The sequence below is a fragment of the Chitinophaga parva genome, assembly GCF_003071345.1.
GTDB lineage: Bacteria > Bacteroidota > Bacteroidia > Chitinophagales > Chitinophagaceae > Chitinophaga > Chitinophaga parva.
Genome location: NZ_QCYK01000001.1, coordinates 931,137 through 953,711, shown reverse-complemented (window position 1 = coordinate 953,711; position 22,575 = coordinate 931,137). Strand labels below are relative to the sequence as shown.

Sequence of the window (22,575 nt, the reverse complement as noted above, 5' to 3'; positions counted from 1 at the left end):
ATTAGAACACAACATTCAGGTTAAAGCCATAACGACGGGTGGTCGGTGACTGCAATGCGGTAGCCGTGATGAGGGACGGTACGGTAGACGTAGTATTCTGCGTAGCATTGTACTGGTCCAGGTCCACATCTTTGAAACGCTTGTCTTTGTAGAAGTAAAGCAGGTTACGGCCAATGAGGGACACGCTTACTTTAGACAGGCCGGCCTTTGAAACCAGCGCGTGGGGCAGGTCGTAGCCCAGGGTCACCTCGCGCAGTTTAGCATAGGTCTTGCTCATCAGGTTGGCTTCATCCACATTGTAGTAGGAGCTTACAAAACCCTGTACGTTAGACGTAACGGTGTTTGGCGTAAACACCAGGTCTTTATAGTTGGTGATAGCACCGGTGGTAGAATTGTACTGGATGGCAGTACCATTGCTCACTACCACGCCATCACCTACGTAAGTACCTTCATAGCCGGACTTACCGGCGTTGTTGAAATCGTCCAGGCGGGAAGCGCCCAGCTTACCCTGTACGGTTTCAATGTTACGGCCACCACGCATGGTCTTGTTGTGCATGTAGTCCACCATTTTACCTCCTACACGGCCATCAAACTGGAAGCCCAGTGACACGCCCTGGTAAGAGAATTTATTGTAGATACTCCAGTCAAATTTGGAGTTAAGGTTACCAAGGTATTGTGATACCTGGTTAGCCAGCGGCGTACCGCCACTGTAGATGATGTTACCAACCGGATCGCGGAAGAAGGCAGAGCCATACAGCTTATCCACGCGGTCGCCTACATGGAAGAACTGGTTGAACACCTTCTGGCCATCGGGCAGTTCCTTGTATTTATCCACGAAAGAAGCGTAGTTCACCAGGATGTCCCAGTTCAGGCCCTTGGCGCTTTTCAGCGGGGAGCCAGTGAGTGACAGCTCATAACCGGTCTTCTTGGTAGTGAGGCCGTTCAGCACTTCCACCTGGCCACCAGATGCCGTGGAGATGGGGTTGGGCAGGATGCGCGGGCCATCCACATACTGGAAGGCGGTAGCGCTCAGGCCCAGGCGGTTTTCCAGGAAGCGGATATCCAGGCCTTCTTCATAGTTCACGCGGGTGAAGGGTTTCAGGCCTGCGTCAAACAGCTTGGTAGTACCGTGTGCATCCGGCTGGTTGTTGTACGTCTTGCTGGTATTGTAGTTGGAGTTCAGGCTGTAGTCCGGGCCACCGTAAGGCGACAGGTAGTTGCTGCCATAACCCAGGGGATAGTCGAACAGGGAAGAACCGGTGGGAGAACCACCCAGTGCCGTGATAGAGTTATATGGCGCCATGCCGATCACGGAAGAAGTAGCATCACCCTTTACATTGGCAAAAGAAGCGCGGGCCTTCAGGAAGGAGATAAACTCCGGCAGCTTCACATAATCAGAGACCGGTGTAGCCAGTGATACACTGGGATAGAAATACGTAGCCTGGCCCGGTGCAGCGGAAGACTTGTCCACGCGGCCGGTAGAAGACAGGGTGAGGTATTTACCAAAGCTCGCATCCAAAGAGTAGTAGGCGCTCAGTACGCGCATCTGGGAGGCAAAGCTGGAGGCCTGTATGTTATTCAGCGAGTTGCCAAAGTCATACACATTGGGCGTTTGCAGGTAGTCTGTGGAGGTAAAGCTGGAGCGGTATTCAAAGTTGCGCGCATTACCGCCCACAAGGCCGGACAGGTTTACAAAGCGCCCAATGTTGTAGTTGTAATTCAGCAACAGTTCTGTATTGTTCTCAAACAGGTTGCGCTTGTCTTCGCGGTAATCACCCATATTGCCTTCGCGGCCGTAGGGGTGCGCGGAGAAAGGCATCTTTTCATTACGGAACAGGTCATAACCGGTGATCTGCGTGCGCAGCGTGGCATTCAGGCCATTGCTGATCTTATAGTTTGCAGATACATAACCGTAAACGTCTGTTTTGTAGTGGCCACGCAGCCACTCATTCACCATGAAGTAAGGGTTGTGGTAGCGCTGGTATTCTGCAAAGATGGATTGTGTACCTTCTTTACCTTTCTGCCAGTAGTTGCGCATATCATCAATGTTCCAGTCTGCACCGGTCCAGATAGCAATGTTGTAGATCAAGCTATTGGGACCATAATCCACGTCGGGGTAATTAGGTGTGTATTGGCGGTTGTAATTGATATTTGCTTCCAGGCGGAGGCGGTCTGTGGGGTTGTAAGAACCGTACATGTTGAAGTTGGTAATGTTCAGTGACATGTTCGGGATGATGGCTTTCTGGTAAGACTGGGACACAGAGAAGCGGAGGTTGTAGTTATCGCCGGAAGCGCTCAGGGCCAGGTTATCCGTGGTCTGGAAACCCGTTTGCAGGAAGCGTTTCAGGTTATTCTTACCGCGGGCTACCCAGGGGGTGGGGGTGCGTTTACCGGTCACGGGATCTACGGGGCTGTCGTACTGGGCGATCAGCTGACCTTCAAAACGGGGGCCCCAAACGTCATAGTCGTTGTCGTTCAGGCCACCGCCTTTGCCATCTACAAAGCTATACAGGCCGTTCTCACCAGGGCCATATTCATCCTGTGTGCGGGGAAAGGCAAGGAAGCCACGGTCAAATGCGTTGGAGGAATTGAACTCCACCGTGAAGCCTTTCTTCTTGGTGCCTTTCTTGGTGGTGATGAGGATAGCGCCATATTGGGCACGGCTGCCATACAATGCGGCAGCAGCAGGGCCTTTCAGCACGGTGTAAGATTCAATATCGTCGGGGCTGAGGTTCCAGGTGTCGGAGCTAACGGGGATACCGTCTACCACGTACAGGGTGATCTCGTTACCCCGCAGCAATACGGTGGGTTTGGAAAGCAGTTCGGCGGATGCGCCTACAGAAAGGCCGGCCACTTTACCGGTAAGACCGGTGAGGGGGTTCTGGTCGCGGGCTTTCACCAGGTCTTCGCCTTTTACTTCCTGTACGGCGTAACCTACTTTTTTCACTTCCTTCCGTATACCCAGTGCCGTTACCACCACGTCATTGAGCTGTTTGGAAGAAACGGGCAGGGCCACTTCTACATGATTCCCGGTTACCGGCACCGTAATGGTCTGGTAGCCAATGAAAGACACAATAAGCTCATCTCCCTGCTTGGCCTGGATGGAGAAAGTACCATCCAACCCGCTGGTGGTGCCTATGCTCGTGTTTTTCACTTTTATGCTGGCACCCACGATCAGCTCTTTGGTCGTGGCTTCGCGCACTATACCTTTAACGGGCGACGTTTGCGCCCAGGCAGGCAGCTGGAAGAATAAGGTCATTACAAGGCTTAGTAATAACCAATGTGTAGATTTTGGCATAGTCATACCCAAGATTTTGTGTGTTTATGGCTACAAATCTATCCGGGTAGTGTTAAGCCAACATTTAGTTAATGTTATGTGAAAGTTAACATTAGCTAAACTTTATTGGGGCATTTAGGCTGATTTTGTTTACTTGCTATAAACAATATGGGTTTTGGACCCATGGATAATGAAATGTTTAGATTGTTTAACACTCGCCGGTCGTAAAAACATTTTACTTTGCCGGACCATGTGCAATGCTTATGAAAGAAGACATCTTGATCCAGATCAGTCAGCGGATTAAAGATCTACGGAAAGAAAAAGGAATTACGGTACAGGAGCTGGCCACGATGGCCGAGGTGAGCAAAGGGCTTATCTCCCAGATCGAAAACAGCCGCACCATTCCTTCCCTGACGGTACTGATAGACATCGTAAAAGCACTGGAGACAGACCTGAATGTTTTTTTCAGGGACATCTCCACCTCGGCGGATTCCCCGGTGCTCATCAAGCGCAAAGAAGAATACCAGCCCTTTGAAAAAGAGCAGGCCACCGGGTTTGACTACCTGCGCATTTTTTCCCGCCATCTCAAGGATGCCACGATAGACATAGTGCTGCTGGAGCTGCAGCCCCATGCCACCCGTCCCATGGTGCAAACAGAAGCCTTTGAATACAAGTTCATCGTAAGCGGGGAGATCGAGTACATCTTCGAGAAAGAGCAGATCCTTCTCCGGGCCGGCGACTCCATGTTGTTTGACGGCCGCCTGTCCCACACCCCACGGAATGTGGGCACCACACCTGCCAGTATGCTGGTGGTCTATTTTTTTGAAGAGCGAGACTAGCGCCAGGCTTTTCATTACCAACCAGTTTTAACCCCTGCAACGGCTATCTTAACAAAAAGGTAAACTTCTAGCGGTTTAGCATTACTAAACTTTTGTTTAATATTGCTGTGTAACTACCGATTATTACACGAGGGCATCCGCCTTCCAAAAACCGATAAGATGTCTATAAAACTGGTTGTATTTGACATGGCCGGCACCACGGTAAAGGATGATAACGGGGTGGCCAAAGCTTTCCAGGCCGCCCTGCAGCAGTATGGATATTCCATTCCCCTGGATGAGATCAACCCGATCATGGGTTATGAAAAAACGGAAGCCATCCGCATGATGCTGGGCCGCACCCTTACCCCCGAACAGATCACTGCCGAACATGTTTGCAATATACACCGCACCTTTGTACAGCACATGCTGGATTACTACCACACCACGCCGGATATCATGGCCCTGCCCCATGCAGAAGCCACCCTGCAGGCATTGCGCCAGCAAGGCGTGAAAGTGGGCATTAACACCGGTTTTTCCCGCAACATTGCCATGGCTATCGTAGATAAACTGGGATGGGAAAAGAAAGGCATTTTTGACTACCTGGTAGCATCGGATGAAGTGCCCCAGGGCCGCCCGCATCCCTATATGGTGCAGCGCATGATGGAAGCCGCCGGCATCACAGACCCGAAGGAAACCGCCAAGGTAGGCGACACAGCAGTAGACATCCGCGAAGGCCAGAACGTAGGCAGCCGCTACATCATCGGTGTTACTACCGGGGCCTTCACCCGTGCCGCCCTGGAGCCTTACCAGCCCACGCATATCATTGATGATATTGCGGAGGTACTGGACATTGTGAGGGGATAACGATCACATATTAACAACTTACTTTCCATGGCAAAATCAGCAATCGTAATAGGCGCAGGCATCCTGGGGCTGGCTACTGCGCGCGCACTGGCGGTGCGGGGCTACGCGGTGACGGTATTTGAGCGCAATGAAAGGGCCATCGGTGCCTCCATCCGCAACTTTGGGATGGTGTGGCCGGTGGGCCAGCCGGAAGGCACTTTGTATAACCGCGCTATCTTTAGCCGGAACACGTGGCAGCAGATTGCCGCGGAAAGCAAGATCTGGACAGACCCGGTGGGATCATTGCACCTGGCTTATCATGCCGATGAACTCGGGGTGATGGAAGAATTTGTACAGGCCAGTAAAAGCTACCGCCAGGTGGCCATGCTTACCCCGGAACAGGTGCAGGCCAAAAGCCCTGCGGCCAAAGCAACAGGCCTGCTGGGGGCATTGTGGAGCGCAGATGAAATGATCGTGGAAAGCCGCCAGGCCGTGGGCCAGGTAGCTGCTTTCCTGCAGGAAAAATACGGCGTGGTATTTCATTGGAACACCGCCATCAGCCGTATAGCGCACCCCGTGGTGTACTCCGGTAAGCGCACCTGGAGCGCAGACGAGATCTACGTTTGCAGCGGTGCAGATTTCGAAACCCTTTACCCGGAAACCTTCCTGGAAATTCCCATCACCAAGTGCAAGCTGCAAATGCTGCGCCTCCAGGCCCAGCCCGATAACTGGCGCATAGGGCCCTCACTCTGCGGCGGCCTTTCCCTTACGCACTACAGCGCTTTCCAGGTATCTCCTTCATTGGCGGCACTGAAAGAACGCTACGCGGAGCAATACCCGGAATACGTGAAATGGGGCATCCACGTAATGGTATCGCAAAATCACCTGGGTGAGCTTACCATTGGTGATACGCATGAATATGGCCTGGTGCAGGACCCCTTTGACCGGGAATCACTGAATGACCTGGTAATGGATTACCTGGCCACCTTCACGCAGTTTAAGAACAACTCCCGCCTGCAATCCTGGAATGGCACCTATGCCAAGATGAAGAACGGCGCTACGGAGTTCATCCACTCTCCGGAAACCGGCGTTACCATTCTCAATGCACCCAGTGGTGCAGGGATGACCCTTTCTTTTGGCCTGGCGGAAGAAGTGATCAGCGGGCAGTATACATTTTGATTAACATCTCCATGCAGGCGCCCGCCTATGCCTTGTGATTCGGGCCTATGGGCGGGGCTTCATGGTGATCAGTCTCCCTCCTTCCTGTTGAGGTAAGGATAATTGTCTTCATATTGTGCAAGCCCTTTGCGCAGCCGGCTCCTGATCATGCGCCGCAACCGGTGGGGAGCCAGTACTACCACACCATCTCCAAAACCCAGCAACTCCTTTTCCAGTTCGTTATTCAATTGTACCTGCATGGTAAACACGATGCCTTCCGGCAGCCGTTCCTTTACCTGTTGTGATGGGTGTAATGGCTTTGTTTCAATGTAGGGCGCATGCAGCTTGTTGGCAAAGAAGATCACGGTTTGCACATCTTCCCTGGGCCACTGCACCGTGGGGCCTATCACGTTCTTATAAAAATCAGCGGCATCCAGCCCCCTGCTTTCCCGGTACAATACCGTTTCATCATGCACTACTGATCCCATACGGTCCAGCGCCAGGTTCAATACGGTATGGTTCGGGTCTTTTGCGCCGCCTTCCACTACGCCTACTGCAAACCAGCGGTTCTTAAATTCTTTCAGCCACCACACGTGAAAAATAAGGTTACGCTGTTCGCGGGCCTTGAATGATTTGTAAACCATCCGCACTGGCTTTTGCTGCACAATAGACTGGTAGATCACATCCAGGTGCTCCAGGCCTTTCAGCTGGTCATTCTTCTCAAAATCTATCACCGTTTTGGTGTGATGGGTAGCCGCGTATACGTGGTCTTCCAGCTTTTGTACCACGGATTGCAGGCTGTTGAAGTGGTTGAAGCCTTTGAACTGCTTCAGCACTTCCACGGCCTCGTTCATGCGGTGCAGGTCCTGTTCACTCAGGGGAATATTCGTGATGCTGTAGCTGGCATCTTCATACGTGTAGTATTTTTTATTTACGATGATGATGGGTGCATTGTATCCCAGTTTATCACTGCGCATCATTTGTAGGTCGGCCTGCAGGGTGCGGCGGCTGATGCCTTTGTCAATACCTTCATATTCATACAGCCCTTCAGATACCGTGTCAATGAGATCTTCCAGGGTCCACCTGCGGCGGCGGTTGCGCAGGCAGTTGTCTATCAGCTTATAGCGGATCAACGCATTGCGGTTGACGGGCATAGGATTTGAATTTTTAGAAAAATAAAGAAATAAATCCAAGTGCGCAAAAAGCTTGCGCAGTTCAGTTTAACCTTTGTATTGTCAAGCAAATGATACAGATATGAACGCACTGAACATCACCGGCAAACAATTGATCGCCATCGGTTACCCACAGTCGCCCGCTATTACAGCGGCCCGCCATATAGCGGCCACTTTTGCGGAAACGCAGGAAGCGGAAGTGCTGGCCACTTTGGCGGCGCTCCTGGCTGCGCCGGAAGCCTACACCGCAGACGCGGTATGGGCCAGTCTGGCGGCCATGCTAATGGTCCCTGCGGATGAAACCATCCAACTGAAAGACCCTTCATCCTTTGTTATATATGGTCCTGAAGCCATTGAAGCCGGCGCCCGCGCACAGATGCAAACGGCGGTAAGATTACCGGTAACCGTTGCAGGCGCCCTGATGCCGGATGCCCACCAGGGCTATGGCCTTCCCATTGGCGGCGTACTGGCCACCAATAATGCAGTGATCCCTTACGGTGTAGGGGTAGATATAGGTTGCCGTATGGCGCTGAGCATCTTTGATGCACCGGCGGCTGTACTGGAAACACGGGCAGGTTTTTATGCCAACGCGTTGTTGCAGTATTCCGCTTTTGGCGCAGGCAATGGCTTTAGCGGGGCCCAACGTGCAGACCACGCCGTGCTGGAAAATGCAGCATTTGGTATGAACCGCCTTACCCGTAGCCTGAAAGATAAGGCATGGGCGCAACTGGGCTCTTCCGGTGGTGGTAACCACTTCGTGGAATGGGGTACCCTCACATTTGCCAATGCGGATAATGAATGGAACATCCCTGCGGGCCAATACCTTGCCCTGCTTACCCACTCCGGTTCCCGCGGCCTGGGCGCCACACTGGCTGGGCACTACACCAAAGTGGCCAAAGAGATCTGTAAGCTGCCCAGGGAAGCGCAAAACCTCGCCTACCTGGATCTCGATACCGATGCTGGCCAGGAATACTGGCTGGCCATGCACCTGGCCGGTGATTATGCGAGCGCCTGCCATGAAGTGATCCATCAAAAAATGACCGCCGCCATTGGCGCACCGCTGCTGGCACGGGTGGAGAACCATCACAACTTTGCATGGAAGGAAATGCTGAACGGCCAGGAAGTGATCGTGCACCGGAAAGGCGCTACCCCCGCGGGTGCCGGCGTGCTGGGCATTATCCCCGGCTCTATGACCGCACCGGGATACCTGGTACGGGGTAAAGGGAATGCGGCAGCTATTAATTCTGCATCGCATGGTGCGGGCAGACAAATGAGCCGTACGCAGGCGGAAAAAACGTTCACGCCCGCTGAATTGAAGAACATCCTGCAAAGCCACGGTGTTACGCTGCTCGGGGGTGGCCTGGATGAAGCGCCGGGTGCTTACAAAGACATCCGTGCGGTGATGAAAGCTCAGGAGGCGCTGGTCGAGATCATCGCGGAGTTTACGCCAAAGATCGTGCGGATGGCGGATGACGGGAGCAGGGAAGATTGATGGAATTAAATAACTAAGGCGCAGGTGGGGAACCGCTTGCGCTTTTGTATTGCAACCATTTCAATCATCACAGGCAGGTACAGCTGCGATATCAATGCAGGCTCCACGTACCGACCGGCCCAGCCGGAGCGCCCGGCATAAAATGTTTGCAGGATTACATTTTTTGTTTTAATTTCAAAAATCGGCTACAAAACCGATTTAGTTCAACCTTTCAAAGGAGCGCAGGGCCATCAACCAGCCCGGCCCTATCACACAGGACCTAGTATACGAAGACTGTTAGCCGGCAACTATTTTACCGTAACACATATCAACAACCAGTTTTTACAGCAATTGCATGGCGTAACCCGGATTGTGAAAGCGCAGCCAGCACACCATTGATCCATTTTTGTGAAATGCCGCATTGACACGCAATGCCGGCGGGGGCACTGATCTATTCATTGCATAAAATTTTGTGTTGCCGCAACGCGGCCAGGGGAGGTTTTGTCCTGCATATAACGCTGGCCTGGCTTCGCGATCGCGGGCGGGGAAAGTTTTGTCCGGCGCATAACCATTGGTTACATCCACCCAAGTCATTTCCTTTCTTTTGTTCACCTAAAAAACAACCCACAAAACCATGAAGCTTCACCTCCTGCTCTTAGGAGCCGCCACCTTGCTGGCACTGACCCCTGGTTGTAAAAAAGATGTGCTCAGCAGCAATAACCCCGGCACCACGCCCCGTGCCGCTCTTGCAGACCCTCCCACCACCTGGCAGGAACACTGGTTTGAGCATAACCAACTCCTGCAACGCAAATACTTTGACACCAGCGTAGCCGTGTATTACGACAATGATGTGAACACCTCCATCACCTGGCCATTCACCTACCTGGGTCAGGCCTGGAACTACACCAAACACACGTATGGCAGCTTTGGTACAGACACGCGCCTGTTTGCCATTTTCCACGCCGGCAAGTATTCCGGCGGCCATCCTTCCACTTACATGGATGCCAGCCATGACTACCGCAATGTGATAGACGTAGGCTCCTCCGACCCCAATGCCTGGCTGAGTGGCACGGGTAATGACATTGACCTTACCACCCATGAAATAGGCCACATCGTGGAAGGCGCCTCCAAAGGCGTACACAACTCACCGGCCTTCGGTATCTGGCACGATAGCAAATGGATGGAGATCTACCAGTACGATGTATATGTGGGCCTGGGCCGCAGTGCCGACGTAACCCGCTGGTACAACCTGGAAATGGCCAACTCCGACAACTTCCCCCGTGCCAACACGCATTGGTTCAAGGACTGGTTCTATCCCATCTACTCCTGGTATAGCCAGGCTGCAACGCTCGATAAATTTTTCACCTTGCTCGCCCAGTACTTTCCCAAACATAATTTCAATAACGGCATTGCCACCTATCCCGAGTACGACCGTGGTATGAACATGGGTGAATTTGTGCACTTCTGGAGCGGGGCGGCCGGCGTAGACCTGAAGCCCCTGGCGCTTTCCGCCTTTGGCAACCTGGATGAAGGCGGCAGCGACTGGACCACCCAGCTTACTACCGCACAAACCACTTTCCCCGGCGTTACCTACGCCAAAGACATTACCGCGGCCGGCACATTCAGTGCCAATAAAGAAAACAGCAGTGGCGCCGCTTCCGCGGAAGGTTCCACCAAAATGACGGACGCCAACTACAACACGAAATTCCTCATCTTTAACTATGCGCCCGATTTCTACATCCAACTGCTGTATGGCACCGCGCAGGTAGCGCATTCCTATGCGCTCACTTCCGGCAACGACGCCCCGGACCGTGACCCCAAAAGCTGGAACCTCCAGGGCTCTAACAACGGCACCACCTGGACCACGCTGGACACCCGCACCAACGAAACGTTCAGTGCCCGCATTTTCACTAAACGGTATACATTTTCCAACAGCACCGCCTACAAATATTACCGCCTCAACATCACAGCAAACAATGGCAGCAGCATCTGGCAGCTCAGTGAATGGCGCCTGCTGCAATAAAATAAAAGACGAGTACCATCCATTTTTGAGACACGCGCCTCCTCATCCGGGGAGGCGCCTTTGTTGTGGCCCGCCACCACAACCTGTTTACAAGCCCATTAAACCTCTCCCAAGTTACAGCGTCCAATAAACAGAAACCTTAAAAAGAGCGTACTATGAACAAGTTAGCAGGATTACTCGTTGCCTTTGCCCTGGTGGCATTTACCGCGGCAGATACATATGCACAGCGCGTGGTGGTACGCACCAGACCTGCCCGCCCCACCGTAATAGTAACAAGGCCCGTTGCGCCTTCTCCCCGCGCAGTATGGGTAGAAGAAGAATGGGTGCCCCAGGGCCGTGGCTACGTATGGCACGGCGGTTATTGGGCCGCACCGCCCCGGCCTGGTGTAGTATGGATAGCAGGCCACTGGAGACACGGCCGTGGAGGCTGGGTTTGGATTCCCGGTCACTGGAGATGAGACCGGTCATTTGTAAGTGAATAGCAGTGAATGATGGATACGCTATTGTGAATAGAAAAGGCCGCTTGTGTTACAAGCGGCCTTTTCTATTTCAACAATTTAACAAGCCATTAATTTAACATCATTCCAATAGCCAGCATCCCTATATAATGCCCTGCCTTTAATTCACGGCGGAGGGCCTGTAATGCCTTGCTCATGTGCTTTTCCACGGTTTTTACAGAAATGCCCAGTTCTGCGGCAATGGCTTTGTAACCAAGGTTACCGTAGTAACTTAGCATAAAAACCTGGCGGCACTTCTGGGGCAGTGTGTGAATGCTTTGATCGATCTGCTGTTTGAGCTCATTGCGCTCCAGGGATACGGCGGGTTGTATATCTGATTGGTAGCCTTCCTTTACAATTACCTGGTGATGGCTTTCCTGCACCAGCTTGTTCCGCAACACATTGGATATTTTGTACTTCACCGCGTTGCTCAGGTACCCGCCTACATTGAGATCATCAGGGAGATCTCCGCGTTTTAAATAGAGACTGATAAAAACTTCCTGTAGAATATCTTTTGCCTGCTCACGGTCGCGGAGAATGCGTAACGCCTGTTGGCCCAGTGCTTCCGCGTGTAGATGATACAAGGTCTCAAACGCCCGCCTGTCGCCGTTCCTGGCTTGTTGCCACAAGCCCTCTTCCATATGTGTATCCTGTGAAATAGCGGTAATTTTATCTGCAAATATATTCGGCCCACCAAACAAGCTGTGTTAAGTTATGGTAAACATTGCCCCAATGTTAACTTAATATGAACTCGCAAAAACGAGGGAGGGTAAATGCGGGTTGAAGTGATGAACTTACAAACAACCCATTATTCATGACGCCGGAGCGCCTGCAATATTTACTGGAAAAATACCTGGACGGCACCGCCACTGAGGCGGAGCGCCAGGCTTATGACGAATGGTACGAAGCCCGGCAACACGATACCGATGCGGCGCTCACACCCATGGAGCTCCGGCAGGTATACCAGCGCATTGCACATCGCACCACGCCGGCGCGGGTAGTGCGCATGCGCTGGGCCACCGCGGCTGCGGTAAGCGGGGCCATGGTGCTGGGTGCCGCCTGGTGGTGGCAACAGCCCCACCATCAAGCCGCAGTATCACCTGTAGCACAGGCCATCTCCGCACCGGCAGACACATTGGAATTTGAAAACAAACTGGCAGACCACCGCTCCGTGCATCTGCCGGACGGCTCACTGGCCACTTTATATAAAGGCTCCCGCATCCGCTACAGCAGCGGGTTTGGAAAGCAGGACCGCCGCATTATCCTCTTTGGCAAAGCCTACTTCAATGTAGCCCGGTACGCCGGCAACCCTTTCGTGGTTGAATCGGGAAATGTGGCCACCACCGCGCTGGGCACGGCTTTCACCATGGCCCGCACCGGCAGCGAGATCAAGGTATGGCTGCACAGCGGCCGTGTAATGGTGCAGGCTAACAACCGTATTGCTTACCTGCAACCCGGGCAAATGGCCATCAGCACCCCCACAGCAGCACTACTGACCATGAACAGTGAAAGCAGCGGCAATGCCACGCCTGCGCTTAAACGGGCCACCATCCGCGACTTTGGCGGGCTTACCGGCTATGCCGCCAGCTTTGACCAGCTGCCGCTTTCACAGGTACTGGACTCATTGGCCAAAGGTTACCACATCAACATCCGCGTGCAACACGCATCACTCGAAAACATCGCATTTTCCGGCACGGTGAGGCCCACAGACTCACTGGCACAGGTACTGCACCGCATTGCCCTGCTGGAAAACTTAAAGATCACCAATATGGCCACCGGCTACCGGATAGAAAAAAATCACTAACTAAAATATGCCCGTTACTATGTTACATCGCTACCTGGTAGGGAAAGGCGGAGCTTTGCCCCTAACTGAAGAACGATCCTCACAACCTTCCCTGCCGCAGGCCGGCCGCATCCTTGGCCTCCTGCTGGCACTGACTGTACTGCAACTGCTGCCGGCACAGGCACAGCACAAAACCTGGATCAAAGGCCTGATCGAAGATGAGAAAGGCCAACCTATTCCCGGTGCTTCCGTGCAGCTGAAAAGCGGGGCAGACAGCGTAAAACGTATGACCATGACCAATGAGCATGGTGTATTTACTTTTGATGATTCGCAAAACAAGCCGCCTTTCGTATTCACCATCGCTTACGTGGGCTACCTTACACAGACCATCACCAAGAACAACCTGGACCCGCAGAAAGAGCAGTCCATTTACGTGGTGATGAAAGAAGCTTCTTCTGCGCTGAATGAAGTGATCGTGGTGGGGTATGGCACCCAGAAGAAAGTGAACCTCACCGGCGCGGTAGACCAGGTGGGCAAGGAAGTGTTCACCAACCGCCCTATGACCAGTGCTACCAAAGGCCTGCAAGGGGTATTGCCTAACCTGAACATCCGCATCACGGATGGTAAGCCCACCCGTGGCGCTACTTACAATGTGCGCGGCACCACCTCCATCGGTGCCGGCGGCAGCGCCCTGGTGCTGATAGATGGCGTGCCCGGCGACCCCAACCTACTGAACCCAAATGATATTGAAAGTGTGTCTGTGCTGAAAGATGCCGCAGCAGCGGCCATCTACGGCGCACGCGGTAGTTTTGGCGTAGTGCTCATCACCACCAAGGCGCCCAGCAAAGACAAAACACAGCTCACTTACTCCGGTAACTATTCGCTTAACGACCGCACCATTAAACCTAAGTTCGTGACCAACGGTTACGAGTGGGCCAAGAACTTTGACGAGGCTTACTATGCCTGGAATGATTATAAAGCCCACCCGGCCAAGGCCAACTCCGTATTCCCTTTCTCCCTGGACTACCTGGATGAACTGAAACGCCGCAACGATGATCCGTCCTTGCCTAAGGTAGACATAGACCCCACCACCGGCAACTATGTGTATTATGGCAACACGGACTGGATGCATGAACTGTATGCAGACTCCGATCCTTCTACGGAACAGAATCTTTCTATGTCCGGAGGCAACAGCAAGTCTGACTATTACCTCTCCGGCCGTTACTATTCCCAGAAAGGTATTTTCCGCTATAATACAGACCACTTCAAGCAATACAACGTGCGCGCAAAAGGTACCGTGCGCCCGTTTGAATGGATGAAAGTGGAAAACAACTTTGACTTCTCCAACCGGCATTACTTTTATCCCATCCTCAACCACCCGAGCAACACGCCGGTGTGGAGAAGGATCTCTGATGAAGCATTCCCGGTGGCCATGCTGAAAAATCCTGATGGTTCCATCACAGAAAACGGCAGCATCGTGTTTGGCAGTTTTGTAACCGGTAATAACTATTCCGACCAGACGCAGTTGCTGCTGCGCAATACCAGCCGCGTAACCACCAGCTTCCTGCACGACCACCTGCATGTGAATGGCGACTTCACCTACGCTTTTACCTCCAACCTGGAAACCCGCCTGTATACACCGGTGCCGTATGAAAAAATGCCCGGCGCCACCCTGCTGCGTGGTGAAAGCAAGATGAACGAAGAGAACGACCGCACCATGTACACCGGCATGAACATCTATGCAGATTACAGCCAGCAGCTCCACAAACATGCTTTCAAATTACTGGTGGGTTATAACTATGAGAACACGCTCTTCAAATCGCGCTACTACCAGCACGATGGGCTGATCAATTCCAGCCTGCCGGATTTCTCCCTGATGAATGGCCTGAACTACACCCTCACCGGTGGCGGTTATGAATGGCGTACCCTGGGCGGCTTCTTCCGCGCGAATTACAATTATGACGAACGCTACCTGCTGGAAGTAAATGGCCGTTATGATGGTTCTTCCAAGTTCCCCACGCAACAGCAATGGGGTTTCTTCCCGTCTGCATCTGCCGGCTGGCGCGTGTCACGCGAGGCGTTCTGGAAGGTGAGCCCCGGTTTCATTTCCGACCTGAAGGTGCGCGGCTCTTATGGTTCACTGGGCAATGGCAACGTAGATCCTTACCAGTTCCTGGAGACGATGACCGTTACCAAACTGAATATGTCTATCAACGGCGTAACACCCATCTATACCCAGAACCCGAACGTAATTCCTGACGGGCTGACCTGGGAAAAATCCACCACCCTGAATGGTGGACTGGACGTGGCTTTCCTCAATGACCACCTGCGTGTGAACTTTGACCGCTATGTGCGCAAGACCACAAACATGTTTACGCCGGGCCCCACCTTGCCCAGCGTATTCGGCGCAGCCGTACCCAAAGGCAACTATGCGGACCTGAAAACACAGGGTTGGGAATTGTCTGTAAACTGGAACAACACTTTTAACCTGGGCAACAAACCATTTGGTTACAACTTTGGCGTGGTGGTGAGCGATTACACTTCCGTGATCACCCGCTACAACAACCAGCAGGGCCTCATTCCCACGCTGGCAAGCCCGAACAATTATTATGTAGGCATGCGCGTTGGCGAAATGTGGGGCTTTGTGAATGACGGTTATTTCACCGAAGCCGACCTGGCCGGCAAACATGCAGACCAGTCCTTCATCCGCGTGGCAGCGGCCAACCAGTTGCTCCCCGGTGATATCCGCTTCAAAGACCTGAACGGTGATAACAAGATCACACAGGGCGCCAATACCACAAAAGATCCGGGCGACCAGCGCGTGATCGGCAATACAGAGCCCCGCTACGCATTTGGCATCAATGGCGGCGCCAACTGGAATGGCTTCTTCATGAATTTCTTCTTCCAGGGTATTGGTAAAAGAGACTTCTGGCCGGGTGCAGATAACTCCCTGTTCTGGGGCCAGTATAACCGCCCTTACAGCTGGATGCCGGTAGATGTGCTGAACAACCGCTGGTCTGAAGAAAATCCCAATGCTTACTTCCCCCGCTTCCGTGGCTACACGGCGCTTAACAGCAATGCGGAACTCTACGTGCAGCAATCCAAATACGTGCAGAACGTGGCTTACATCCGTCTCAAGAACCTGACGCTGGGCTATACCCTGCCGCACAGCTGGACAGACCGCGCAAAGATGAAAGAAGCCCGCCTGTACTTCACCGGCCAGAACCTCTGGACGTGGACGCCCATGTACCGCCATGTGCGCACCATGGACCCGGAAGTGATAGAAGGCGCAGATCCTGAGCTGAGCAAGGGCGCCGGTAACGGCATGGACTATCCCATGCTGAAGACCTACACCGTGGGCATGAGTATTACTTTCTAAATGATCAATGCAGACAGACAATGAAAAAAAATATCCTCCTCTTCGCCATCGCCGCCCTGGGCCTGGCCTCCTGCAAAACAGACCTGGACCTGAAGCCTTTTGATAAACTGAGCCCCAGCAACGCTTTCAACAAGGAAGCAGACCTGCAGCTCTACACGACTTCTTTTTACAATATCATCACCGACGCCAATACCGTGATCCGTGCAGACGGTATGAGTGATTACATGGCGGGCAAGGAAGTGAACACCTTCCTGCTGCCCAGCTATGGCTCCACACAAAGCAGTGGCTGGACCTGGACACAACTACGCAATGTGAACTATTTCCTGGAGCATTGCGGCCAGGCGCAGGAAAGCACCGAAACAAAGAACCACTACGCCGGCATTGCCCGTTTTTTCCGCGCCATGTTCTATTTTGAAAAAGTAAAACGCTTTGGCAATGTGCCCTGGTACGGCCACACCCTGGCAGTAGGCGATCCCGAACTTTACAAAACGCAGGACCCGCGCACCCTGGTGATGGACAGCATCCTGGCCGACCTGAATTTTGCCTGCAACAACATCCGCGCTACCAAAGATGCCAGCTGCTCCCAGATCACCCGGTGGGTGGCGCTTGCTTACAAGTCGCGCGTATGCTTGTTTGAAGGCACCTTCCGCAAATATGAAATGCCTGACCTCCCGGATGCAGACAAATGGCTGGATGCCGCCGACAGCGCGGCCACCGCGGTGATCAACAGCAAACAGTACTCCCTGAACACCGCCGGCGATGCCAGCATGAACTACCGCAATCTCTTCATCAACGAAACACCCAATGCTACGGAAGTGATCCTGGCCTACGTATGCAACAAAAGCCTCCGTGTGTTCAACGATGCCAACTGGCTGTTCACCAGCGCCACGTATGGCAACCGGGTGAGCTTCACCAAAACCTTTATTGATACTTACCTGAATATTGATGGCAGCCGCTTTACAGACGGTACTAACTTTGACGCCATCCCTTTCCAGGAGGAAGTGAAAAACCGCGACCTGCGCCTGCAGCAAACCATCCGCATGGGCAATTACAGCCGCGAAGGGCAGCCTGCCGCCCCGGATTGGACCTACACCTACACCGGCTACCAGCCCATCAAATACACGCTGGACTCCAAGGCTACGGATGGTGTGGCAGAAAACTACAACTCCATTCCCCTCATCCGCTACGCGGAAGTGCTGCTGAACAAAGCAGAAGCCATTGCCGCCCGGCGCCCTCTCACCGCAGATGAATGGAACCTCACCATTAAACCCCTGCGGGCCCGCGCCGGCATCCAGAACACTGGTATGCCCACCGCAGCAGATCCTTACCTGGTGCAGTATTTCCACGATTCCAATGTACCGGTCACAGAAGCCACCCTGCTGGAAGTACGCCGTGAGCGCGGGGTGGAACTGGCCCTGGAAGGCTTCCGCTTCAATGACCTGGTGCGCTGGGGCTGCGGCCACCTGCTCACCATTTCCTACAAAGGCCTGTATGTGCCGGCCATGGATACACCAATGGACCTGAACGGCGATGGTAAACCGGAAGTAGCCTTTGTAAAAGCAACACCTGCCACCAAAGTGCCCGGTGTGTACTACTTCATCATTGACGATAACCAGGCCAAGCTGACGGAAGGTACCAGGGGTAACCTCATCTGGATGGATAACATTCCCCGCGACTGGCAGCCCTACAAATATGTATACCCGGTACCGTTCAGTGAAATCACGATCAACCCGAACCTGGTGCAAACAGACGGCTGGAAAGGAAAATAACATAAACGGAAACATATGAAGCGCGTATTTTTAGCAACTGCCCTGATAATGGCCACCATGGCCGGTTGGGCGCAAAAGGCCGGCCACGTGGTGCTGATCACCATTGATGGCTTCCGCCCGGATTTTTATACCGATGCCTCCTGGGGCATGGTGAACCTCCGCATGATGAAAGACAGCGGTGCGTATGCAGACGGGGTAAATCCGATCTTCCCCTCTGTAACCTACCCGGATCATACTTCACTCATCACCGGCGTAGCGCCGGCAAAGCATGGCGTATATTACAATGCGCCCTTTGAACCGCAGGGCGCCACAGGCATGTGGTATTTTTATTACGACAGCATTAAAGTGCCCACGCTGTATGATGCAGTGCACAAAGCCGGCAAAACGTCTGCGAACGTGATCTGGCCTGTAACGGTAGGCGCTCCTGTTGACTACAACATCCCGGACATCTGGCCCTACGCGGCCGGCACCAAGGAGAAAGACCGCCGCAAGGCCACGGCCCAATATGCTACGCCCGCGGGCCTGTACCAGGAAGTGGAGCAACACGCCACGGGCGTCATGCGCTTTGAAGATTTTTCCATGGAGAATGGTGAATTGATCTTTGATGAAAACGTGGCCCGCATCGGCGCTTACCTCATCCAGCAGTACAAGCCCACCTTTACCACCCTGCACCTGGCCTGCACAGACCATTACGAACATGAAGAAGGTCGTGATGGTTTTAAAGTACGCAAGGCAGTAGCAGGTGCAGACCGCGCCATTGGTACGGTAATAGAAGCGCTGCAACGTGCCGGCATTGCGGATAGCACCACCATTATCGTTACCGGCGACCATGGCTTTGTAAACATCAGCAAAACCTTTTGCCCTAACGTGATCCTGGCGCAACATGGCTTACTCACCAATGCAAAGGAAGGAGACTGGAAAGCGCAATTCCACACCAGTGGCGGCTCCGCATTCCTGATGCTGAAAGACCCGGAAGACGTGGCTACGCTCCATAAAGTGCGGGAGCTGCTGAAAGCATTGCCTGCAGAACAACAGGCCCTGTTCAAGATCATAGAACGCAAGCAGCTGGATGCCATCGGCGCAGACCCGCATGCAGCACTGGCCCTGGCCGCCGCCAAAGGCGTGACCATTGGCGGTGCTGTGAAAGGAGAAGTGGTAAAAGCGGCCAAAGGCGGCACCCATGGCTTCTACCCGGACTTTGCGGAGATCCGCACCGGGTTTGTCGCCTACGGCGCCGGCATTAACAAAGGCGCCCATGTAAAAGCAATGAGTGTGATAGACGTAGCCCCGCTGATCGCGCAACTGCTGGGGGTAAGCCTGCCGGATGCAGATGGCAAGGCGCCTGCTGGTGTAGCAAAATAACCACCCTGTCCTTTTAAAAACCTGCAACGGCCGCTCCTGGTGGGGCGGCCGTTCTCATTTACAATAATGCCCGTTGCAGCACCAAAGCACCTGCGGTGGCCCAGCTCCTGGTCATACGGTACACCACCTCGCGAAGGGTTGCATAAGAAACAGGGGCCTTTGCCAACGGCACATCAATGTGCTGGGGGCCGTGCAATACTGCCGTGGCCTGCCAGGTGGTAAGCAGTGTAGGGAGCTCAATGGCGAGAATTGCGCCCGGAAGCCCCTGGAATATTCCCGGCCCCACGGGCAATGGCAATGCCGTTGTGTACCATGCTACAACGGGGATGCTATCCTGCAGCAAGGTGGTAGCGCGGCGGCAGTGGTAGCCGGCAATCATGCGTTGGGCACCGCTTGTTTCCCACAGGAAGCCCCACGGCTTGTCCGCCACTGCAAAGCTGGAATCAAACACGCGCGCCTGCAGCATTTGCCAGTGATGTGCAAGATCTGTATACACGAGCTTAGCGCCCACCATGGCAAACCATTCATCAATGCTCACTTCCGGCGCGGCACTGTCTGCGTAAAAATAACTGCAGGCCTCGTTGAACTGAAGTATAAAACGGGCCGTCTTGTATTCCGGGTTTCCGTTTTTATAGGCTTCAAACCGCTCCTGCGGGAAGGCTTGCTGGTCCGCCATCGCCCGCATGAGGGCCCAGGCATTTACTTTCCTTTCAAAGACGATGCGGCCGTTCTGGCCCATGGCGGTACATTGCAGGCAATACAATGCCGCAAAAAGCAAGGCTACTTTTTTCATCAAAACGATTTTTTTAATAAGGGGAATTTATTGCGGCTTGCGCAGGGCAGAACGGGTTATACGGTTAAAGAGCATTACAAAAATACCCAGCGCTGCCAGGGTCAGTAACAGCAGCACATGCTGGCTATTGATAGCCGGCGACTGTAATATCCAGGCCCCGCCCAGCAGTAACACCAGCACCCACACCAGCAGCCAGGCGTCGTCCAGGGAAAGGAAATGTTTTTGGCGCGCTTTCACCGGGGCAGGCAGACGGTGCAGCACCTGCTCATTGAAGTAACGGGAAGGCGGCTGCTGCAAGCTCTTTTGCAGCGCGGCTTTCAGCATATCATCATTCATAGCTTTCTTTTTGTGCCTGCAGGGAAGCGGCCATACGTTTGCGGCCACGATGCAGCAATACTTTAATATTGGCCGCGGAATGGCCAGTGATCTGCACTATTTCGCGGATATCTTTTTCCATCAGGTAAAACAGGTTCACGATCATGTACTCATTGGCCGTAAGGCAACGCATGGCGTTATCTACCTGCAGGCGCAGCTCCTCCGGCGATGCGGCAGTTTCCTCCGCCTCTTCCGCCAGCGCTTCTTCGCTAATGGTGGGAATACGGCGCAGCTGCTGGATCTTGCGCAGCGCTTCGTAATAAATGATCTTGTACAACCAGGTGGAAAAAGCCGCTTCGTTACGGAACCGGTGCATTTGCAGGAACACGCGAATGAAGGCGTCCTGCACCACATCCTCCGCATCTGCAGGCTGCTTCAGGTACTTGAGCGCAATAGAAAATGCAAGGTCACGATGCTTTGAAAGCAAGGCATTCAAAGCATCCCGATCCCCATCGCGGGCCCGTTGTAGCAGCGCATCATGCATCTTTGCGCAGGCGTGCATTTACAATGAAGTAATACAGCAGCAGCCCCAACCCGCAACAACCCAGTATAGGAATGAGGTATCCCACCACCAGGGCACTACCTGTTGCATCTTTGGTAAGGAAAAAACCGATACCGATACCCAGGGAAAGGCACAGCAGCAGGATGCCCTTGCTCAGTGCACCGTAGCGCGCATTTTCCAGGTAGTTTGCCTGGAAGGCATAATCCCCTCTTTTGATCAGTTCCATCTTCTCTTTGTGCCGGCTCAGCACGTAATAACCCAGGATACCAGGGCCGGTGAACATGATCACGAAAATAGACCAGGCAAAAATGGTATGCTCTGACATGTGAATAGTATTTGGTATTTAGAAACCGGCGGGCGTGGAAAGGTTACAAAGTGTACCAGAAAAATACAAAAAAGAAAGCCTTTGCATGCAGTTGCATGCAAAGGCTTTCTTCGTACAGGCGCGCGCAGTGGAATGGCACGCACGGGTTTTTTGAGGATGGGAAGTGTTAGTTAAGGTACATTGCTTTCAGCTGGGCTACCTGTTTGGGGCCAACACCCAGTTCCGCTTGCATGAAATGCTCCACGGTACCATAATGCTGCTTAATGCCGGCAAACATGGCGGCCAGCAGTTCCGGGCGCAGTTCCAGGGCCTGTTTCATTTGCTCCACCTGCTCCGGTGTCATGCCGGCGCCCATCTGCTGGAACATACGGCCATACATGGGTTGCAGGTATACGTTGGATGCGGTGAAATCTGCATTGATGGTTTCCATGGGCACACCCAGGGCGTACAGCAGTAACGCAGTAGCCATGCCCGTCCTGTCGCGGCCACCGGTGCAGTGGTACATCATGGCTTCATCCCGGGGCATGGTGAGCAGCATGCTGAAGAACGCTTTGTAGCGCGGGCCCAGGTACTGTGGATTACCATAAAAATCCAGCATCCACTTGTCACCGCTCTTCATGGCTTCCTGCATCTGTTTTGCATTGGGCAGGCTGTCACTGCCAGCCGGCAGCAACAGGTAAGCCGTACCCGCGGGCAAATGATCCGGCGCTGCCTGGCTCTCTTTCACCCCGCGAAAATCCAGCACATTACGGATGTGGCGCTGGCGCAGCGTATCCATATCTGCATCTGTAAGGTGGCTCACATCCGCGGACCGGTATACTTTATTCCACTTCACGGCTTTGCCGTCTTTGGTCTTATAACCGCCAATGTCACGGAAATTCACGGCACCTTTTACATGCACCAGGCGCACAGTGCTATCTGCCAGCTGCGCATGCGCAAACAAGGGCAGGCAGCAGGCAATGCTGAAAAATATCTTTTTCATATCAGATAGTTAGATTGTCAGGTTAGTATTTTCCCTTTTGATGTTG

General features: G+C 53.3%; 18 protein-coding genes. 10 read left to right on the top strand and 8 right to left on the bottom strand.

Annotated features, from left to right (window positions below; genetic code table 11):
* Window position 1 precedes the first annotated feature (1 nt).
* Window positions 2-3,304 carry a SusC/RagA family TonB-linked outer membrane protein gene (locus DCC81_RS04215; protein WP_240612881.1) on the bottom strand — a complete coding sequence of 1,101 codons (3,303 nt, stop codon included), beginning with the start codon at window positions 3,302-3,304 and terminating at the stop codon, window positions 2-4.
* 236 nt (window positions 3,305-3,540) lie between these two features.
* Here DCC81_RS04215 and DCC81_RS04210 point away from each other — a divergent pair, with 236 nt between their 5' ends.
* The 3 genes from DCC81_RS04210 to DCC81_RS04200 all read left to right on the top strand — a co-directional run bounded on the left by DCC81_RS04210 (window position 3,541) and on the right by DCC81_RS04200 (window position 6,117).
* Window positions 3,541-4,116, top strand: coding sequence for a helix-turn-helix domain-containing protein (locus tag DCC81_RS04210; RefSeq protein WP_108685335.1), 576 nt, complete (start codon window positions 3,541-3,543; stop codon window positions 4,114-4,116).
* Between the two features lie 159 nt (window positions 4,117-4,275).
* A complete protein-coding gene (locus DCC81_RS04205; protein ID WP_108685334.1) occupies window positions 4,276-4,959 on the top strand; it encodes an HAD-IA family hydrolase in 684 nt (227 codons plus the stop codon).
* A 27-nt stretch (window positions 4,960-4,986) separates the two neighbouring features.
* Window positions 4,987-6,117 carry a TIGR03364 family FAD-dependent oxidoreductase gene (locus tag DCC81_RS04200; protein ID WP_108685333.1) on the top strand — a complete coding sequence of 377 codons (1,131 nt, stop codon included), beginning with the start codon at window positions 4,987-4,989 and terminating at the stop codon, window positions 6,115-6,117.
* Window positions 6,118-6,185: 68 nt separating this feature from the next.
* Here the strand turns inward: DCC81_RS04200 and DCC81_RS04195 are convergent, their stop codons facing one another.
* Complete coding sequence (locus tag DCC81_RS04195) at window positions 6,186-7,250, bottom strand: helix-turn-helix transcriptional regulator (RefSeq protein ID WP_108685332.1); 1,065 nt, start codon at window positions 7,248-7,250, stop codon at window positions 6,186-6,188.
* A gap of 100 nt (window positions 7,251-7,350) precedes the next feature.
* Here DCC81_RS04195 and DCC81_RS04190 point away from each other — a divergent pair, with 100 nt between their 5' ends.
* The 3 genes from DCC81_RS04190 (at window position 7,351) to DCC81_RS04175 (ending at window position 11,220) form a co-directional block, all read left to right on the top strand.
* Window positions 7,351-8,760, top strand: a complete 1,410-nt coding sequence (locus DCC81_RS04190) for an RtcB family protein (RefSeq protein ID WP_108685331.1) — start codon at window positions 7,351-7,353, stop codon at window positions 8,758-8,760.
* Between the two features lie 613 nt (window positions 8,761-9,373).
* Complete coding sequence (locus tag DCC81_RS04180; RefSeq protein ID WP_108685329.1) at window positions 9,374-10,762, top strand: hypothetical protein; 1,389 nt, start codon at window positions 9,374-9,376, stop codon at window positions 10,760-10,762.
* A 155-nt stretch (window positions 10,763-10,917) separates the two neighbouring features.
* Window positions 10,918-11,220, top strand: a complete 303-nt coding sequence (locus DCC81_RS04175) for a YXWGXW repeat-containing protein (protein ID WP_108686455.1) — start codon at window positions 10,918-10,920, stop codon at window positions 11,218-11,220.
* Window positions 11,221-11,330: 110 nt separating this feature from the next.
* Here the strand turns inward: DCC81_RS04175 and DCC81_RS04170 are convergent, their stop codons facing one another.
* Window positions 11,331-11,900 carry an RNA polymerase sigma factor gene (locus DCC81_RS04170; RefSeq protein WP_108685328.1) on the bottom strand — a complete coding sequence of 190 codons (570 nt, stop codon included), beginning with the start codon at window positions 11,898-11,900 and terminating at the stop codon, window positions 11,331-11,333.
* A gap of 173 nt (window positions 11,901-12,073) precedes the next feature.
* On the opposite strand from DCC81_RS04170, the gene DCC81_RS04165 reads away from it, so the two are divergent.
* The 4 genes from DCC81_RS04165 to DCC81_RS04150 are packed head-to-tail and all read left to right on the top strand — an operon-like array spanning window position 12,074 to window position 19,552.
* Window positions 12,074-13,063, top strand: a complete 990-nt coding sequence (locus DCC81_RS04165; protein ID WP_108685327.1) for a FecR family protein — start codon at window positions 12,074-12,076, stop codon at window positions 13,061-13,063.
* A gap of 19 nt (window positions 13,064-13,082) precedes the next feature.
* The gene (locus DCC81_RS04160; protein ID WP_205686254.1) at window positions 13,083-16,421 is read left to right on the top strand and encodes a SusC/RagA family TonB-linked outer membrane protein; all 3,339 of its coding nucleotides are present in this window, start codon (window positions 13,083-13,085) and stop codon (window positions 16,419-16,421) included.
* Between the two features lie 20 nt (window positions 16,422-16,441).
* Complete coding sequence (locus tag DCC81_RS04155; protein WP_108685325.1) at window positions 16,442-18,190, top strand: RagB/SusD family nutrient uptake outer membrane protein; 1,749 nt, start codon at window positions 16,442-16,444, stop codon at window positions 18,188-18,190.
* A gap of 15 nt (window positions 18,191-18,205) precedes the next feature.
* A complete protein-coding gene (locus DCC81_RS04150; protein ID WP_108685324.1) occupies window positions 18,206-19,552 on the top strand; it encodes an alkaline phosphatase family protein in 1,347 nt (448 codons plus the stop codon).
* Window positions 19,553-19,610: 58 nt separating this feature from the next.
* On the opposite strand, the gene DCC81_RS04145 is transcribed toward DCC81_RS04150, so the two are convergent.
* The 5 genes from DCC81_RS04145 to DCC81_RS04125 all read right to left on the bottom strand — a co-directional run bounded on the left by DCC81_RS04145 (window position 19,611) and on the right by DCC81_RS04125 (window position 22,529).
* The gene (locus tag DCC81_RS04145; RefSeq protein ID WP_108685323.1) at window positions 19,611-20,345 is read right to left on the bottom strand and encodes a GLPGLI family protein; all 735 of its coding nucleotides are present in this window, start codon (window positions 20,343-20,345) and stop codon (window positions 19,611-19,613) included.
* Between the two features lie 27 nt (window positions 20,346-20,372).
* On the bottom strand, window positions 20,373-20,681 hold the full coding sequence (locus DCC81_RS04140; RefSeq protein ID WP_108685322.1) for a hypothetical protein: 309 nt from the start codon (window positions 20,679-20,681) through the stop codon (window positions 20,373-20,375).
* A complete protein-coding gene (locus DCC81_RS04135) occupies window positions 20,674-21,222 on the bottom strand; it encodes an RNA polymerase sigma factor (protein WP_108685321.1) in 549 nt (182 codons plus the stop codon). Before DCC81_RS04135 ends, DCC81_RS04140 begins: the two co-directional genes overlap by 8 nt.
* Complete coding sequence (locus DCC81_RS04130; protein ID WP_108685320.1) at window positions 21,197-21,547, bottom strand: DUF6249 domain-containing protein; 351 nt, start codon at window positions 21,545-21,547, stop codon at window positions 21,197-21,199. The genes DCC81_RS04135 and DCC81_RS04130 overlap by 26 nt, the downstream gene beginning before the upstream one ends.
* Window positions 21,548-21,713: 166 nt before the next feature.
* A complete protein-coding gene (locus tag DCC81_RS04125; RefSeq protein ID WP_108685319.1) occupies window positions 21,714-22,529 on the bottom strand; it encodes a tyrosine-protein phosphatase in 816 nt (271 codons plus the stop codon).
* Window positions 22,530-22,575: the final 46 nt, after the last annotated feature.